This window comes from Cellulomonas sp. CW35 (assembly GCF_052378485.1).
Classification (GTDB): domain Bacteria; phylum Actinomycetota; class Actinomycetes; order Actinomycetales; family Cellulomonadaceae; genus Cellulomonas; species Cellulomonas uda.
Genome location: NZ_CP199000.1, coordinates 3,504,274 through 3,520,707 on the forward strand (window position 1 = coordinate 3,504,274; position 16,434 = coordinate 3,520,707).

Sequence of the window (16,434 nt, forward strand, 5' to 3'; positions counted from 1 at the left end):
CCGCCGACGATACGCCGCTCGAACAGGCTGAAGAACAGCAACGCGGGCAGCATCGCCAGCGAGGTGAACGCGAGCACCTTGACGCCGCACCCTACGAGGCCCGCGCCGGCGTGCTCTCGCGCTCGACCAGGCGCAGGTCCGCGACGTGCAGCACCGGGGGTCGGCGCGTCGCCCCCGGCACCTCGTCGAGCCGTGAGCGCAGCAGGTCGACCGCCGCGTCGGCGATCTCCCGACGGCCCGGGTCGACGGTCGTGAGCGCCGGCACGGAGTACCGCGCGTCCTCGATGTCGTCGAACCCGACGACCGCCACGTCGCCCGGGATCGACCGCCCCCGCACCTGCAGCTCGAACATCGCACCCAGCGCGAGCGCGTCGTTGAACGCCACCACCCCGTCGACCTCGACGCCCGAGTCGAGGACCGCCGCCATCGCCCGCGCGCCGTTCGCGCGGTGCCAGCCGTCGTCGGCCCAGCCGAGCAGCCGCTCGTCGACCGCGATGCCGCGCGCCCCCAGGGCCTCCCGGTAGCCCAGGTACCGCAGGGCCGCCGAGCCCGCCGTGGTCGCGTGCAGCATCCCGATCGCCGCGATGCTGCGGCGCCCCACGTCGAGCAGCAGGTCCGTGGCGGCCCGCGCGCCCTCGACGTTGTGCATCGTCACGTGGTCCACGTGCCGCGAGAACATCTGCTCGCCCAGCAGCACCAGCGGGTAGTCGAGGTCCTCGAGCAGGTGCGCGTCGGACTGGTCGAGCGCGGCCGGGCTGAACACCAGGCCGTCGACGAGCCGGCGCCGCGGCTCACGCAGCGCGCCGAGCTCCCCCTCGCGTGTGAACCCCGTCGGCTGGATCAGGACGTGCAGGCCGTGCCGGCGCGCGGCCGCGAGGATCTCGTCGGCCAGCTCGCCGAAGTACGGCTGCCCGAGCTCCGGGACCGCGAGGCCGATCAACCCGCTGCGACCCGAGCGCAGGATCCGCGCCGTCACGTTGATCTCGTAGCCCAGGTCGTCCACCGCGGCCAGCACGCGCGCCCGCGTGGACTCGCGGATGTACGGGTAGCCGCTCAGGACGTTGGAGACCGTCTTCGCCGAGACGCCGGCGCGCCGCGCGACGTCCGCCATCGTCGCCACAGCCCACTCCTTCGCGTCGCCGCCGGGGTCCCGCGCGCGGGCGCGCAGGCAGCGGCAATCTACCCGAGCACGCCCGGGCACGGCGGTGCGACCGCCCTGCTCCCGCGGGACCTCATCGGTACAGTTCTCGCGTGCCCGACAAGCTCCTCTCCGCCGGACAGGTCCGACTCGCCCGCACGGCGGCCGCGCTCGTCATGGGGCTGCTGGTGCTGGGCGTGACGGTCGCCCTGCTCACCTACCCCAGCTGGCAGCTCGCGCTGGCCCTCGCGCTCGTCGTGGCCGCGGCGGTCGGGGCCGTGCTGCTGCCGGGACGCATGCTCGCGCCGCTGCAGCAGGGCGTGCCCGCGTCCGCCTACCTGCCCTCGGCAGGGCTCGCGCTGCTCGTCGTCGCGCTCGTCGTCGTCGCCGGCGTGCTGTTCTCGCAGGCGCCGATCTCCTGACCGGCGGACGGGAGGTCAGGTCCGGTCGGTCCGGTCAGGTCCCGTCGCCGTACCGCTCCCGGTAGACCTCCTCGCGCGCGCGGGCGACCTGCTCGCGCCCCTGCGCGACGAGCGTCTCGCGCTCCTGCGGCGTGAGGGCCGCCCACTGCTCGGTCGCGACCCGTGCCGCGGGGGCCACCACCTCGTCGAACTCCGGCGTGCGCGCCACGTCCCGCAACGTCCGGCGGCCCGCGAGCACGTCGTCGAGCATGTCCCCGAGCGGGGTGCCCGCGGCCTGGTCCCGCAGCGCGGCGACCTGCCGGCGCAGCACGCGGTCCGCTCCCGCGTCACCCGCCGTGACGCTCAGGAGAGGCGGCCTCTCGTCCTGCTCGCTCATCACACCCCCGGGTTGTCGTAGGCGCCCGCGGGCAGCGGGTGCGTGCTGAAGCCGTGGATCGATCCCAGGTAGCCCGCGGTCACGCCGACCACCCCGTCGACCGCCGTGATCGCGTACCCGTGCACCTCGATCACCTTGAGCCACGTGCGCACGGCCTGCGTGATCGAGAACGCGGTCGCCCCACCACCGAGGATCCCGCCGACCACGGTCCACGACGACGCCGCGGCCGCCGCCGCGCTGATCGCCGCCGCGATCGCGTAGTCCAGCAGCGCCTGCAGCAGTCCGACGAGCATCGTCTGCGTCGACTTCATGCCCTGCGCGACCACGTCCACCTCGTGCGCGATCGACGTCAGCGGCGTCCCCTGCTCCCGCACGGCCGACTCGAGCTCCGTGAAGTAGCGCGACGCCGCCGCGGCCGCGTTGCCGTCCCAGCCCTCGCGGAACGTCGCGCGCGCCTCCGCCAGCTCGCTCGCGTACTGCTGGTGGAACGTCGCGAGGTGCTCGAGCGCGGACGCGGCGCGGGACATCGCCTCCCAGTCGCCCGAGAAGTGCTCCGTCACCCACTCCAGGGGGTTCGTGCCGCTCACCTGCTCGATCACCCACATCAGCCAGTAGCTGGGGCTGATGAGGTCCGGGAAGTGCAGCGCCAGGTCGACGAAGTCGGGGATGGGCGCCGACGCGACGGGCGTGACGAGGGCGTCCGCGGCGGACGTCATCGCACCCCGCCCGGCGTCTGGGCCTGCAGCGCGTCCATGCGTGCGTCCGTCGCGTCGTCGGTCCGGCGGTAGGACTCGGCCGTGAGCCGCAGCTCCCGCGCGGACGCCTCCGTGAGCTCCTTCAGGCGCGAGATCTCGGCCTCGACGGCGGCGCGCACGTCGTCGAGCACGCCGATCGCGGTCACGAACATCCCGGAGTCCCCGAGCCCGCCGGAGAGCTCGACGTGCGAGCGCACGTACGTGCGCGCGGTGCTCGTGTCCCCGGCGAGGCTCGTCAGCGCCTGCGCCGCTGCGTCGAGCTTCGCCTCGTCGACCCGGAACGTCATCGCCCCACCCTCTCGTCGCTCGTCGTAGGCCCCCCGGCGCCACGTGGACGCACCCTAACAACCCGGACATCGGCGCGCGCACCGGCCGTCCGGCGGGCGGGCACGGCCGTCGGTCAGCCGGCCGGGACGGGGGCCCGGCGCGCCCGGTCGATCACCGTGAGCACGCCGACGACGACGAGCGCGAAACCGGCGAGCTCGAGCGCGGGCGGCACGCGGCCCTCCCACACGAACACGTACGTCAGCCCCGCGCACACCTGGACGACCGCGAGCTGACCGGCCACCGAGATCGGCGTCAGCGCGGACGACCGGCTCCACAGCACCGTCCCGAGCCACGACACGACGACGCCCAGCACGAGGCTCGCCGCGACGACGGGCCCGACCTCACCGGGACCGTCCAGGCGCAGGCCGCCCGTGACCGCCACGACCGGCAGCGCCACGAGCGACAGCACGAACGTGCCCACACCCATGAGCGTCGACCACGTGGTCGAGGCGATCTGCGGGTTCGCGCGCACGAACTGCGCGTTGCGCACCGCGTACGACGTCCACAGCACCAGCGCACCGAGCGACGCCGCGATGCCGAGCGCCCACTCACCGCGCGACCGCCCCGCCACCGCACTCTGCCAGTCCAGCTCCACCGCGTACACGAGCGCGAGCCCGCACACGATGAGCGCGAGCGGCGCGACCAGCCGGGAGAACGGGTACTCGCGGCGCAGCCAGTTGCCCGTGACCGCCACCGACACCGGCAGCAGCCCGATGATCACGGTCGCGATCGGCGCACCCGCCCACCGGATCCCCTGGACCAGCAGCGCGTAGTAGCCCAGGTGCCCGGTGACCGCGAACACCATCGCGGTGCGCCACGCCTGCGGGCCCACGCCCACGAGCGCCCGACGCCACGTCGCCGCGAGCAGGACCGCCGAGAGCGCGCCGAACGCCAGGTACCGGCCGAGCGCGAGCGCGGTCGTCGGCGCGTCGGGCAGCACGACGGGCACCAGGAACGCCAGGCCCCAGACGAGGTTCGCGCCGACGCCGCACGCGACGCCGACCCTGACGCCCGCCGCGCTCGTCGTCGCCCTACCCGGCACGACCCCGGACGGCCGTCGCCACCGACGCGCGCAGGATGTCGAGCCCCTCGGTGAGCTCGTCGTCCGTCGTCGTCAGCGCGGGCAGGAGCTTGACCACCTCGTCGCGCGACCCGGCGGTCTCCACCAGCAGCCCGCGGGCGAACGCCTCGTCGGCGGTGCGGCGCGCGAGGCGCGGGTCGCGGAACGCCAGACCCCACACCAGGCCGCGCCCGCGCGCCTGCGTCACGTGCTCCTCGTGCTCGTGCGCGAGCTCGCCGAGGTGCTCGCGCAGCAGCAGCTCGCGGACCATCGTCTGCTTCTCCAGCGAGTCGTCGGACCAGAACTCGCGCAGCGCGGCCGTCGCGGTCACGAACGCGGGGTTGTTCCCGCGGAACGTGCCGTTGTGCTCGCCCGGGCTCCACACGTCGAGCTCCGAGCGGAACAGCGTGAGGGCCATCGGCAGACCGTAGCCGCTGATCGACTTCGACAGGCAGACGATGTCCGGCACGATCCCCGCGGCCTCGAAGCTGAAGAACGGTCCGGTCCGGCCGCAGCCCATCTGGATGTCGTCGAGGACGAGCAGGATGCCGCGCCGCGCGCACACGTCGGCGAGGTCCGCGAGCCACGTCAGCCGCGCCGGGTTGACGCCGCCCTCGCCCTGCACGGTCTCGACGATCACGGCCGCCGGCAGGTCCATGCCGCTGCTGCTGTCGTCGAGCATCGACTCCAGCAGCGTCAGCCCGCAGACCTTGCCGCCGCCGAACCCGTCGTACGGCAGGCGCCACGTCAGCCCGAGCGGCACACCCGCGCCCGCACGCTTGCTCGCGTTCCCGGTCACCGCGAGCGAGCCGAGCGACATCCCATGGAACGCCCCGGTGAACGCGACCACCGTCTGGCGGCCCGTGACCTTGCGCGCGAGCTTGAGCGCGGCCTCGACGCTGTTGGTGCCGGTCGGTCCCGGGAACTGGACCTTGTAGTCCAGGCCGCGGGGCTGCAGCACGCGCGCGTCGAGCTCGTGGAGGAACGCGGTGCGCGCGCCCGTGAACATGTCGAGGCTGTGGGTCACGCCGTCGCGCTCGACGTAGCGCAGCAGCTCCTGCTTGAGCGCCGGGTGGTTGTGCCCGTAGTTGAGCGCGCTCGCTCCGGCGAAGAAGTCCAGGTAGGCGCGGTCGTCCTCGTCGTACAGCCGGCTGCCGCGTCCGTGCGTGAAGACGACGGGCCAGCTCCGGCTGTAGCTGCGGACCTCGGACTCGATGGTGGTGGTGGGTACGGCCACGACGGTCTCCCTCGTGTGTGGGTCAGCGGTCGGGTCAGGGGCGGTCTCGGGATCGGTGGGTCTCGGGATCGGCGGGTCTCGAGATCGGTGGGTCTCGGGGTCGGGTCAGGGGTGCGGGCGTGGGCGCGCGTGCCGGACGGCCGCGACCGCGGCGAGCGCGTACGTGACGACGACCGCGGCCGCGGGTCCCAGCAGCAGGAGCGGCACCGCGCCGGGATGGTCGACCGCGACGACGAGCGCGCACGCGAGCACCGCGACGGCGACGACGAGCCCGCGCGGGGCGGGCCGGGCATGCGGATCGGCGGGTCCGTCGTACGAGGCGGCGGGTCCGTCGTGCGGGCCGCGCAGCCGGGCGGCGATCCCGGCCGCGGCGCGCAGGTTCGTCACCACGTACGAGGCGAGCACGACGCCCACCGCGACGCCGAGGGCCCGGCGTACGAGCGGCGCGTCCGCTGCGGCAGCGGACGCCGGTGCCCACCGCGTCAGGACCGCGAGGCCGAGGTACACGGCCGCGACCACGGCCGCCGCGCGCAGCACCGCGCTCGTCGCGCGGCGCCCGGCCGCGTCGTCGGGGCGGGCCTCGGTCACGGACTCCCAGCCGACGCCCGCGAACAGCGTCGCGGCGAACGCGAGCCACACCGCCGCGGTCGTCGTGATCCCCGCGGGCACGAACGCCGCCGCGTCGCCCGGCCATCCGCACACGCCGCACGCGACCGCGAGCCCGCCGGCGACGAGGCGCCGCGCCCGCAGGACCGCGTCGGGCACGCGCAGCGCGGAGACCGCGACGGCACCGGCCACGACGAGCACGCCGACCGCGAGCCATCGACCGTCGGGACCGGCGCCAGGGCCGGCAGCGCCCGGCAGGGCCGTCACGACGAACCACGCGATCGCTGCCTGGCCGCCGGCGAATGCCACCGCGAAGCACCCGTCGACCACGAGCCGGGCCCGTCGGCCGAGCGCGGCACCCAGCACGAGCGACACCGGTGCGGGCGCCCACCGGCCGCGGGCGACGAGGCGGGCGAGCAGCAGGCAGGCCGTCGCGCCGAGCACCAGGTGCGCCGCCCAGACGAGCAGGCCGGCACCGGTTGCGAGCGCCAGGACCACGGGTGGCACGACGAGCATGCCCGCCCCGAGCACGCCGCGCACGACCGTCGTCGTGACGTCGTGCCCCGCGCCCGGCGCACGCCCCGCACCCGCGACCCGCCCCGTGTCACCGCCCGGCCCGGGGCGCGGCTCCTGCGCCCGCCGCCCCGGCACGGGGGCGGGCGCGGCGGGCGGGAGGTCGGCGGCGGTCCGGGTCACTACGCGAGCCGCTTCCAGAGGCTCTCGGCGATCACCTTCGCGCGCAGCGACAACAGGCTGAACGAGCCGGCGTCACCGATCCCGTGCGTCGACTCGCACAGCCCGTTGAGGAACAGCGCGGGCGTACGCGCGTCGAGCGGGCGGACCTCGTAGTGCGGCTCGACCTCGAGGTACCCGTGGTCGTCGAAGCGGAAGTCGTCCGCGACGGACCGGATGAGCGCGGGGACGCGCTCCTGGTGCGGCCCGGGGCCCAGGTCGCGGAAGCCCGTGGCGAGGACGACCGCGTCGGTCTCGAGCTCCTCCACCTCGCCCGTGTTGAGCTCCTCGACCGTCAGGCGCACCCCGCGCTCGTCGGCGTCCACGGTCCGCACCTGACGGCTGCCGCGCACGAACACCCGCTGGTCACCGTCGATGCGCTGCTCGTAGACCAGGCGGTACAGCTCGCGCAGCACGTCGCCGTCGGCCGACGAGTAGTTGGTGAGCCGCATGAACGAGTCGATCGCGTCCTTCCGGTCGCGCGGCGCCCGGTAGTAGTACTCCGTGAACTCCGGGAAGTAGCCCTCCTCGCTGAACGGGCTCGTGTCCTTCTGCCGCAGCGTGAGCGAGCGCACGAGCGTGTGCACCTGCGCGCGCGGGTAGCGCCGCGCGAGGTCCAGCGTGAGCTCGACCGCGCTCTGGCTGCCGCCGACGACGGTCACCGAGCGCGGGCCGCCGTCGTCGGCCGCGAGCGCGTCGAGCCGCTCGAGCGCGGGCAGGTAGTCGGTGAGGTGGAAGACGCGCGGCGAGTCGACCGTGTCGAACGGCTCCGGGACGAACGGGCTGCGCCCGGTCCCGACGACGAGCGCGCGGCCCAGGAGGGTCTCGCCGTCCGACGTCGTGACCCGGTAGCAGGGCTCCCCCGCGTCGTCGGTGGTGCGCTCGACACCCACGACCCTGACGCCGTAGTCGACGTGCGCGGGCACGAGGCCCGCGACCCAGCTCACGTACTGCGCGTACTCCTTGCGCAGCGGGAACTCCATCGGCACGTTGAGGTGGTCGAGGAGCCGCCCGTTCTCGAACAGGAAGTTGATGAAGCTGTACCGGCTGCGCGGGTTGCGCAGCGAGACGAGGTCCCGCACCGGGTGGTTCTGGATGTCCGAGCCGTCGAGCATCATCGCGGCCTGCCACGACGGCTCGGGGCGGGACTCGACGAACCGCACGTCGAGGTCGTAGCCCTCCTCCTCGAGCGCGACGGCGAGGGCGATGTTGGCCGGGCCGAATCCGATGCCGATCACGTCATGTCGGTGAGCCACGGGTCTCCCTTTCGGTGGGTGGTGGGGACAGGTGCGGCGGCCGGCGCGCGGTGGCGCTCGGCGACGGCCGCGACGACGGTCTCCGCGATGCGGCGGCCCGCCTCGGGTGCGACCTTCACGCCGCCGCCGTCCCAGCCGCGGACGGTCCGCACGTGCGGCACGGCGGTCGGGGCGAGCAGCGACGCCCCGGCCGGGCCGTCCGCGTCGGGCAGCGCGTACGCGTCCGCCGAGCGGACCGTGCGGCGGACCGACACGTCGGGCAGCCACGGCAGGTGGCCGGCGAGCGCGGCGAGCGTCGCGTGCACGTGCTGCTCGTCGGGCTCGGCGTCGAGGTCGACGTCCCACACGAGGTGCGGCATCCCGACGAGGCTCGCGCCGGTGCCGTACGGGCGCGCGTACACGCCGGTGCGCAGGTCGACCACGGTGGCGTGGTCCGTGCCCGGCGGGCGGCCCTCGACGATGCTGACCTGGATCGAGCGGGTGCGGACCCGCGGCGGCGGGCCGAGCCCGTCGAGCGCGTGCGCACCCCACGGTCCGACGGCCACGACGACCTCGTCGGCGAGCACCGGTCCGGCGTCCGTGAGCACGCGCGCGTGCCCGTCGGCGTCCTCGACCCCCGTGACGCGCACGCCGTAGCGCACCTCGGCGCCCGCCTCGGCGGCGCGGCGCAGCCAGGTGCGGGTCACCGCGACCGGGTCCACGAAGCCCGCCTCGGGCTCGACGAGCGCGACACCGCCCGAGAGCTCGACGCCCACGGCGGTCCGACGCTGCGTCACCACGTGCGCGGACGTGCCGAGCACGTCGTTGATCCGGGCGGCCGCGGCGCGCAGCGCGTCCTCCTGCGCGGGGTCCGCGATGGTCAGTGCACCCACGGCGTGCAGCGGCGCGCCCTGCGGCCACCGTGCGTCGTCGCGGTACGTCGCGAGGCTGCGCAGCGCGAGGTCGGCGACGACCGGGTCGGGGTCGTACGCCCGGACCATGCCGCCCGAGTCGCCCGTGGCGCCCGTCGCGGGCTCGTCGGACCGTTCGAGCACGACGACGTCCAGCCCCCGCCCGGCGAGGGCGTCCGCCACCGCGGCCCCGATGATGCCCGCGCCGACGACCACGACGTCCGCGCGGGACGGCGGCCTCGGCGCTCCGGTCGTGGTCGGCGCTCCGGTCGTGGTCGGCGCTCCGGTCGTGGTCGGCGCTCCGGTGCGGCCCGGCGCTCCGGTCGGGCTGGTCACGCGCGCCCGCTCGCGACGAGCTCGCGCTCCTCGTCGGGTGCGGTCTCGCCGCCGGCGGCGTCCACAGGAGCCTCGTCGGACGCAGCCTCGTCGGACGCGGCCTCGTCGACCCGCGGCGCCGGGCCGTCGCACCGCGTGCCGCCGGGCAGGAACGTCCACCCGGACTCGCGCACCGGCTCGCCCTCGAGGCCGAGCCACCGCCACACCGCCAGCGCGGTGCGCGGCGCGAGCGGCCACACGAGCGCGGCGAACACCTTGGCCGCGAGGAACTCCAGCGCGAGGCTCGTGCGCGCCTCCTCCGCGAGCGAGCCCACGGTACGAGCCACCGTCTCCGTCGCCCGGAACTCCGCGCACCGCTCGACGAACGCGTCGAGCAGCCGCACGTACCCGCGCGCGCTGAACGACTCGGGCAGCAGCAGCCCGTCGAGCTGCTGCGTGACCAGGCCGAGGTAGCGGTAGAACTCGCGGTGGGCGTCCGTCCACGCGCCCGTCCCGGGCACCACGCCGTCCGCGCCGATGCCCGCGAACCCGGCCAGCCACGCGCGCGCGGCGCGGTGCAGCGGGTCCTGCGTGAGGCTGACCGCGCGCTCCTCGTCGAGGTGGGTGACCCGGCCCTCGGGCGCGTCGCGCAGCAGCGCGACGCGCAGGGCGTCGGGACCGGAGGCGCGCAGGGCGTCGTCCGCCCACACGGCGTGCCCGCGGCTCGTCGAGAACTTCTCAGCGCCCAGGTGCAGGAACTGGTTGGTGACGAACGTGGCGGGCAGGTGCTCGGTCAGCCCGGCCGCGATCGCGAGGACGGGGAGCAGCACCGCGTAGTAGTAGCTGTTGTCGTACCCGAGGAACAGCACGGTCCGGGCGGGGCCGTGCTCGTCGGCCTCGGCCTGCACCGCCGCGAGGAACGTGAGCGCGAGGTCCACCCACGCGTCGATCGCCTGACCGTCGTCGAGCGTGATCCCCCAGTCGCTCGTGCGCGTCAGGCGGTACGGCGCGAGGCCCTCGTCGAGCAGACGCTCGACCAGCACCATGAGGTCCGGCGACGCGTGGACCGAGCGCAGGTAGGCCCGCAGCTCCTCGGCGTGCGCGGCGAGGTCGAGCCACAGCGCGCGCTCCGTGCGCAGCTCCGCCGGCCCGTCGCACGCACGGCAGCGCAGGTCGACGAGCTCGCGCGCCTCGTTCGGCCGGCCGCACGCCTCGCAGATCTCCCCGTCGCTCGCCGCGTCGCAGTGCGCGCACGTCCCGCGCGCGAACGCCTGGTGCAGCGACAGGTCGCACGCCGGGCAGTACGGCGTCTCGCGCTCGCGCTCCTCGACGGTCGGCGCCGCCGCGACCCGCGCGAACAGCTCACGGATCCGCTCGGCGTGTCCCGCGTCCCGCAGCGGCCGCGTCACGCGGTCCACCCGGACGTCCGCCGCCGCCAGCGTCGCGACGATCCCGTCGCCCGCCGCGAGCGCGACGTCCGTGCTCGTCGCGCCGGTGACCCGCGCGTGCGCGGCCACGTACGACTGCTGGTCGTCGGTCCCCGTCAGGTGCCGCGCCTCGCGGCCCTGGCTGCGCAGCGCGCGCACCAGCATGTCGGCGCGCACGTACGGCCCCGACAGGTGCCCCATGTGCAGGCCGCCGTTCGGCGTGACGGGCGGGCACGCGACGAGAGTGCGGTCCGCGACCTTGTCCGCGGCCGGCTGCCGGCCCAGCACCTCGACCGCGCTCGGGATGTGCTCCCAGTAGATCGAGACGATGTCGAACGGCTCGTCGCGCTCGTTGCGGATCTCGTGCGCGCTGAACGGCGGGATGAACACCGTCTCGCCCGCGCCGAGCTCGCGCTCCTCGTCGCCGACCACGACGACGGCCCGCCCCGCGAGCACGACGAAGGCCTCGCCGTCCTGGTGCGCGTGGCGCTTGGACACGGTGTGCCCGGGCACGCTGCCGAACACCGAGCCGAACGGCAGGCCCTCGATGTCGGTGGCCGAGAGCATGGGCTGCAGGTGCATCTCGTAGGACCAGCTCATGGCCGATCGGTCGAAGGCGCGGGTGAACATCCGGCTCACTCCTCAGGACGTCGGGACGGGGTCGGGCGGGGTCGAGCGGCGGTGGTGCGGGGTGCGCCGCGCTCAGGCGTCGGCGGGCTGCGCGGCGACGAGACCGCGCACCCGGACGGGCGAGCAGTCGGCGTCGAACGCCTGGCGCAGCGTGAAGGCGTACGGGCTCGGCCCGGTGTCGTGCAGGTGCTCGAGGCGGCGGCACGCGTCCGCCCACGTCGGGATCACGTCGTCGTCGACCCACCACACCGCGTACGTGGGCCACTCCGGCTTGAGGAACCAGTCGTGCCGCTGCGCGAGCGCGGTGCGGTGGATGCCCGAGTAGACGAAGGAGAACACCGACTCCAGGTCCGTCCACAGCGACAGGGTCGACGCGCGGCTGTCCGTCTCGTCGGTCCGGCCGCCCGTGTAGAACCGCGGGACCTCGAACCGTCCCCAGGCGCCCCAGTCGCGGTTGAAGTTCGTGATGTGCGACTGGTCGGGGCTCTCCTTGGCCCGCGCGACGAAGCCCGGGCTGCCCTCGGCCTGCGCGAACGTCGGCGGCGTGAGGTCGTCGAACCCCTGCACCACCGGGTCCCCGTACGGCCTTTTGAGGATCGCGAAGGTCGTGAAGGCGACGCGTGACATCGAGCTCTCTTTCGTCCGGAGGGTGACGGGCGGGCTACGCGGACGCGAGCGAGGCCGCGCGTGAGCGGCCCGCCATGAGATGCGTCAGGAGCGCCCGCTGGAACCGGGCGGGCTGCGCGAGCCGCCCCGTGACGTCGAGGTACAGGCGCGCGAGGTCGTCGTCCGCGCAGACCGCCTCGAACATGCGGCGCTCGGACTCCTGGTTGCGACCGACGAGCGAGTCCGCGCAGATCCCGTCCACGTGCGGTCGGATCTCCGCCGCGTGGCCGGCCGCGTAGTCCGCGAGCGCGGCCGTCACGTCGTCGGGCCCGAGCGAGCGGCCCTCGAACGCGCGGCGCAGCAGGTCCGCCGACAGCAGCGCGAACCCGCAGCCCGTCCCGCTCATCGGGTCGAGCGACAGCGCCGCGTCTCCCACGAACGGCACGCCACCGGCCACGGTGCTGCGCACCTGGTTCGGGTAGTCCGTGAACCCGAGGACCGGCGAGTCCAGGACCGCACCGGACATGTCCGGGACCGCGTCGAGCCGCGCGAAGTACCGCACGAGCTCGCGCGCCCGTTCCTCGCCCCGCCAGTCCTGCACGCGCTCGTGCTCCGCGAACAGGACGAGCGCGGTGCGTCCGTCGACCAGCGGGTACAGGCACGCGAGGTCGCCCTCGGTCCGGACGAACACCGAGCGGTCGCCCGCCGGCGCGTCGATCCCGCGGAAGTAGGCGAACACCGCGGCGCGCTGGTTCGGCCGCACCTCGGCCTCGTTGCCCAGCAGCCCCGCGACGCGCGAGCGCCGGCCGTCCGCCGCGACCACGAGGCGCGCCCGGACCTGCCGGCGGGCGCCGCCCTGGCGCAGCGTCACGTCCCACCCGTCGCCGCCCTGCCGGACCTCGTCGACGCCCGTCTCGTCCAGGAGCTCGGCACCCACCTCACGCGCGCGGGCACGGACCTGCGGGTCCACCACGCGCCGCTCGAGGTTGAGCGCGTACGAGTCCGGGCGATCCGGGTCGTAGCCCGTGCCCGGCGGGTCGATCACGCCGCCCGACGTCACGAACACCGCCTTCGTCGCGACGCCGTGCTCGCGGCCCCGCAGGTGACCCAGGCCGAGCGCGTCGAGCAGCGGGACCGCGTGCGGCTGCACGAAGTGCGAGCAGAGCTGCTTGTAGTGGTCGTCGGTGAGCGACCGCTTGTCCACCACCGTGACCCGGTGCCCGAGGCCCCGCAGGTGGATCGCGGTGGCGCAGCCCGCGAGGCTCGCACCGACGACGAGGACGTCGGTCTCGAGCGCGGGCCGCACCACGCGGTCGTCGTGCGACGTCATCCGGCGCAGCCGCAGGCCGAGTGCGCCCCGTCCACCGCGCACGCCTGCTCCGCGGCACCCTCCACCGGGTGCCCGTCGCGCTTCCACCAGTCGAGCCCGCCGATGAGCTCCTTGACGCGGAACCCCTCGCGGCCGAGCTTCAGGGCCGTCTTCGTCGAGGCGTTGCAGCCGATCCCGTCGCAGTACGCCACGTACAGCGGCTCGCGCGAGAGCTCCGCGACCGACTCCGGCGTGATCGTGCGGTGCGGGATGCTCACCGCGCCGGGGATGTGCCCGGACGCGTACGCGTCCGCGCTGCGCCCGTCGACGACGACGATGTCCTCGCCCTCGGCCAGCGCGACCGACAGGTCCCAGGAGTCGATCTCGTACGCGAGCTTCGCCTCGTAGAAAGCCAGCTGCTCGGTCTGCTCGTCGATCGGTGTCGTCTGGACCACGGTGTCATCTCCTCCTAGGAATCGTGCTGCCATGTCGTGCAGGTCGGCGATGGTGCTGGGGGTCTCGAGCGCGTCGGGGTTGTCGACGAGGTCGACGCCCGCGTCGTCGAGGAGCGCGACGATCACGCTGATGGTCAGGAGCGAGTCCAGACCCAGGTCGCTGAGCGCGGTGTCGTCGGGGACCGAGTCGTCGACCGGTCGGCCGAGCGCGCCCTCGAGGTACTGCGCGACCTTCGCCCGCACGGCCTGGCTCACTGCGGTCCGGCTGACTGCGGTGCTGCTGACTGCGGTGCCGCTGACTGCGGTGCCGCTCGCTGTCGTCGTCATGTCGTCCTTCCGTGGGTGGTCCCGCCCGCTCCCGCGGGTGTGCGCAGCGCTCCGGTGATGTCCCGGGCGAACGTCTCGACGGCGTGCCGCGCGGAGCGCAGGCTCGGCGCGTACAGGCAGAAGTCGTGCGGCAGGTCGTCGAGCACGAGATGGCGGACGTCCGCGCCGCGCGCGCTCACCTGCTCGACCCACGCGAACGCCTCGTCGCGCAGCACGTCGCACCCCGCGGTCACGACGAGCGTCGGTGCGAGCCGCGCCACGTCGGCGTCGGGCAGGTGCATCGGGTCCAGGCCGAGCGCGTCGAACGCCGGCCGCAGCAGCGCCGTGAACTGCCGCATGGCGTCCCGGTCGAGGAACAGCCCGGCGCCGAACTGCTCGTACGAGGGGCGCTCGGTGTGCAGGTCGAGCACCGGGTACAGCAGCACGACCTGCGAGAACATGTCCGGAAGCGTGCGCAGCGCGAGCAGCAGCGAGAGCAGACCGCCGACGCTGTCGCCGACGAGCACCAGGCGACGCCCCTCGACCGCGCGGGCGCGCGCCGTCACCCGCAGCGCGAGGTCCCCGACCGAGCCGAGCACCGGGTTCTCCGGCGCCTTGTCGTAGTCGAACGCCTCGACGGGGGCGCGCAGCTCGTCGGACAGCACCCGCAGGAACGGCGCGAAGACGTCGGTCGAGTAGTAGACCAGCCCGCCGCCGTGCACGTAGAGCACCCACAGCTCGCCCTCGTCGTGCACCGGACGCACGACGAGCGAGCGGCTGCCGGTGCGCTCGGAGGCCGGACGCCCCTCGTCCTGCGCGGCGGACCCCGCGCCGAACCGGGCGACCCAGCGCTCGGCGTCACGGCGGTCGTCGGCGAGCGAGCGGGTCGTGCCCGTGCGCGGCGAGACCAGCGCGCGTGCCGTCGCGAGCCGCGCGAACTCCCGGTCGACGCCCTCAGCCACGCCCCGCCCCGATCGTCGGGGCGGCACCGTCGGGCAGCAGCGCGAAACGCGTGTCCCGCGTGCACTTCGCGGCGTCCGCGAGACGGCGCAGCAGGTCACGCTCGTCGGTCTTGCCCGTCGACGCCACCGCGAGCGACGGCGACCAGCCGACGAGCGTGGGGAGCATGTACCCCGGCAGCAGGGCCGCGAGGCGCGCCTCGACGTCCGCGAGCACCGCCTGGTCGGGCGCGACGACGATCATCGCGATGACCTGCTGCGCGTCGCGCGGCAGCAGCGCGACCGCCGCACGCTCGACGCCCGGGCAGCTCAGCGCGGTCTCGCGGATCTCGCCCAGGTGGATCCGCCGGCCGGCGAGCTTCACCTCGTCGTCGTCCCGGCCCCGGAACACGAGCCGGCCCGCGTCGTCGTAGCTGCACAGGTCGCCCGTGCGGTAGTACCGGACGCCGTCGACGACGACCACGCGCCGCGCGGTCTCCTCCGGCTGGTCGAAGTACCCGCGCATGACCTGGTCCCCGCCGACCCACAGCTCGCCCACCGCACCCGGCGCCGTGACCTCGCCCGTCTCGTCGACGAGCCGCACCCGCACCCCGGTCAGCGGTGTGCCGATCGGGTAGGAGCCGACGCGGTCCCGGTCGACCTCACGGATCTCGTACGCGAGGCACACGATCGTCGCCTCCGTCGGGCCGTACACGTTGAGCACCCGGACGGCCGGCAGCGCGTCCTTCCACGTGTTGATGACCGTCGGGTCGCACACCTCCGCGCCCGTCATGACCATCTCGAGCCGCGGGAACGTCTCGCGGTCCACCTGCCGGCCGTCCTGCGTGATGATCGTCAGCAGCGTCGAGACCGCGATGAGGTGCGTGATCTGCTCCCGCTTGAGCGCACCCCGCATGACCGGGCCCGCGTGGATGCCGCGGAACTGGAACACGTACGCGCCCAGCGACAGCGGCAGCAGCGTGTCCTCGATCGACACGTCGAAGTGGAACGGCGACAGGCTGAACACACGCGAGGCCGGCGTGAACCGCAGCACCTCGTTGTGCGCCGCGAAGTACGCCACGAGGTTCGCGACCGTGATCTCGACGCCCTTCGGCTCACCCGTCGAGCCCGACGTGAAGATGATGTACGCGGTGTCCTGCGGCGCGTGCACCACACTCTCCCACGGCTCGGACGGCCCCGCGAGCACCGCGTCGAGCTCGCCGCGGCCGACCCAGCGCACGTCGTCCACCACGGGTTCGCGGTCGTCGAGCGCGAGCACGACGCGCGCCTGCAGGCGTCCGACGAGCGCGCTCAGCCGAGCCGGCGGCGCCGCGCCGTCCAGCGGCACGTACACCGCACCGCACTTCCACAGCGCGACCGCGAGCAGCGGCACCAACGCGCTCTTCTCGGCCAGCACCGCGACCCGGTCACCCGGCCGCACGCCGAGCCCCGCGAGGTGCGCCGCGAGCGTCTGCGCACCGCGCTCGAGCTCGGCGAACGTCAGCGCGACCTTGCCGTCGCTCACCGCGGGCCGGTCCGGCCAGCGCAGCGCCGGCACGCGCACCAGGTCACCCAGCGCGGGCGCGACCGCGTCGCGGTCGGACTCGTCCACCGACCACGGCGCCAGCGCCGGCTCCGTCACCTCGCTC

Annotated in this window: 16 protein-coding genes; 1 reads left to right on the forward strand and 15 read right to left on the reverse strand. The window is 74.7% G+C overall.

From position 1 onward, the window contains the following. Positions 1–91: 91 nt before the first annotated feature. The gene (locus tag ACT17Q_RS16030) at positions 92–1,111 is read right to left on the reverse strand and encodes a LacI family DNA-binding transcriptional regulator (RefSeq protein ID WP_444665412.1); all 1,020 of its coding nucleotides are present in this window, start codon (positions 1,109–1,111) and stop codon (positions 92–94) included. A 140-nt stretch (positions 1,112–1,251) separates the two neighbouring features. Between ACT17Q_RS16030 and ACT17Q_RS16035 the strand changes: the two genes are divergently transcribed. Beyond that, positions 1,252–1,560, forward strand: coding sequence for a hypothetical protein (locus tag ACT17Q_RS16035; RefSeq protein ID WP_094181516.1), 309 nt, complete (start codon positions 1,252–1,254; stop codon positions 1,558–1,560). A 34-nt stretch (positions 1,561–1,594) separates the two neighbouring features. Here ACT17Q_RS16035 and ACT17Q_RS16040 read toward each other — a convergent pair whose 3' ends face one another. The 14 genes from ACT17Q_RS16040 to ACT17Q_RS16105 form a co-directional block, all read right to left on the reverse strand. Then, the gene (locus ACT17Q_RS16040) at positions 1,595–1,936 is read right to left on the reverse strand and encodes a hypothetical protein (protein WP_268531814.1); all 342 of its coding nucleotides are present in this window, start codon (positions 1,934–1,936) and stop codon (positions 1,595–1,597) included. Further along, entirely contained in the window at positions 1,936–2,652 is a 717-nt protein-coding gene (locus ACT17Q_RS16045; RefSeq protein WP_094181514.1) for a WXG100 family type VII secretion target, read from the reverse strand. The genes ACT17Q_RS16040 and ACT17Q_RS16045 overlap by 1 nt, the downstream gene beginning before the upstream one ends. Then, positions 2,649–2,978: a hypothetical protein gene (locus tag ACT17Q_RS16050; RefSeq protein WP_094181513.1), complete on the reverse strand. Its 330-nt coding sequence runs from the start codon at positions 2,976–2,978 to the stop codon at positions 2,649–2,651. Before ACT17Q_RS16050 ends, ACT17Q_RS16045 begins: the two co-directional genes overlap by 4 nt. 113 nt (positions 2,979–3,091) lie before the next feature. Beyond that, on the reverse strand, positions 3,092–4,060 hold the full coding sequence (locus ACT17Q_RS16055) for a DMT family transporter (protein WP_444663701.1): 969 nt from the start codon (positions 4,058–4,060) through the stop codon (positions 3,092–3,094). Next, positions 4,050–5,315 carry a diaminobutyrate--2-oxoglutarate transaminase gene (ectB, locus tag ACT17Q_RS16060; protein WP_444663703.1) on the reverse strand — a complete coding sequence of 422 codons (1,266 nt, stop codon included), beginning with the start codon at positions 5,313–5,315 and terminating at the stop codon, positions 4,050–4,052. Before ectB ends, ACT17Q_RS16055 begins: the two co-directional genes overlap by 11 nt. Positions 5,316–5,420: 105 nt before the next feature. Further along, positions 5,421–6,617 (reverse strand): hypothetical protein, encoded by a 1,197-nt coding sequence (locus ACT17Q_RS16065; RefSeq protein ID WP_444663705.1) that lies wholly within the window; start codon positions 6,615–6,617, stop codon positions 5,421–5,423. Continuing rightward, entirely contained in the window at positions 6,617–7,891 is a 1,275-nt protein-coding gene (locus ACT17Q_RS16070) for a SidA/IucD/PvdA family monooxygenase (protein ID WP_268531824.1), read from the reverse strand. The genes ACT17Q_RS16065 and ACT17Q_RS16070 overlap by 1 nt, the downstream gene beginning before the upstream one ends. After that, positions 7,888–9,135: an NAD(P)/FAD-dependent oxidoreductase gene (locus tag ACT17Q_RS16075; RefSeq protein WP_444663707.1), complete on the reverse strand. Its 1,248-nt coding sequence runs from the start codon at positions 9,133–9,135 to the stop codon at positions 7,888–7,890. Before ACT17Q_RS16075 ends, ACT17Q_RS16070 begins: the two co-directional genes overlap by 4 nt. Further along, a complete protein-coding gene (locus ACT17Q_RS16080) occupies positions 9,132–11,141 on the reverse strand; it encodes a class I tRNA ligase family protein (RefSeq protein WP_444663709.1) in 2,010 nt (669 codons plus the stop codon). Before ACT17Q_RS16080 ends, ACT17Q_RS16075 begins: the two co-directional genes overlap by 4 nt. Before the next feature lie 102 nt (positions 11,142–11,243). After that, positions 11,244–11,798, reverse strand: a complete 555-nt coding sequence (locus ACT17Q_RS16085; RefSeq protein WP_444663711.1) for a DUF3291 domain-containing protein — start codon at positions 11,796–11,798, stop codon at positions 11,244–11,246. A 34-nt stretch (positions 11,799–11,832) separates the two neighbouring features. Then, on the reverse strand, positions 11,833–13,149 hold the full coding sequence (locus ACT17Q_RS16090; RefSeq protein ID WP_268531830.1) for an NAD(P)/FAD-dependent oxidoreductase: 1,317 nt from the start codon (positions 13,147–13,149) through the stop codon (positions 11,833–11,835). Next, positions 13,104–13,868, reverse strand: coding sequence for a rhodanese-like domain-containing protein (locus ACT17Q_RS16095; protein WP_268531832.1), 765 nt, complete (start codon positions 13,866–13,868; stop codon positions 13,104–13,106). The genes ACT17Q_RS16090 and ACT17Q_RS16095 overlap by 46 nt, the downstream gene beginning before the upstream one ends. Beyond that, the gene (locus ACT17Q_RS16100) at positions 13,865–14,809 is read right to left on the reverse strand and encodes an alpha/beta hydrolase fold domain-containing protein (protein ID WP_094181505.1); all 945 of its coding nucleotides are present in this window, start codon (positions 14,807–14,809) and stop codon (positions 13,865–13,867) included. Before ACT17Q_RS16100 ends, ACT17Q_RS16095 begins: the two co-directional genes overlap by 4 nt. Beyond that, positions 14,802–16,427, reverse strand: coding sequence for an amino acid adenylation domain-containing protein (locus ACT17Q_RS16105; protein WP_444663714.1), 1,626 nt, complete (start codon positions 16,425–16,427; stop codon positions 14,802–14,804). The genes ACT17Q_RS16100 and ACT17Q_RS16105 overlap by 8 nt, the downstream gene beginning before the upstream one ends. Between the last annotated feature and the right edge of the window lie 7 nt (positions 16,428–16,434).